Annotated in this window: 1 protein-coding gene; it reads left to right on the forward strand. The window is 70.4% G+C overall.

What is annotated here, in order from left to right; all coding sequences use genetic code 11:
- Positions 1–324, forward strand: a 324-nt coding sequence (locus tag Q0994_RS33980; RefSeq protein WP_299542603.1) for a ketoacyl-synthetase C-terminal extension domain-containing protein, incomplete at both ends; no start/stop codon positions are given.

Genomic DNA, 324 nt, shown 5'->3' on the forward strand with positions numbered 1-324 from the left:
GGTGTGATCAAGATGGTCATGGCGATGCGGAACGGGAAGCTTCCCGCCACCCTGAACGTGGACGAGCCGTCGCCGCACATCGACTGGGAGTCCGGTCAGGTCCGCCTGCTGACAGAGGCCGAGGAGTGGCCGGAAGGGCAGCGTCCCCGGCGCGCGGCAGTGTCGTCGTTCGGGATCAGCGGGACGAACGCGCACCTGATCCTGGAGGAGGCACCGAAGGCCCCGGGGGAGCCGGACGCTGAGGCGAGTGTGCCGGTGGCACCGGTGCTGCCGGTGGTGCTGTCGGGGAAGAGTGGGGTGGCGCTGCGGGCTCAGGCGGGTCGT

The sequence above is a fragment of the uncultured Streptomyces sp. genome (assembly GCF_947488945.1).
Classification (GTDB): Bacteria; Actinomycetota; Actinomycetes; order Streptomycetales; family Streptomycetaceae; genus Streptomyces.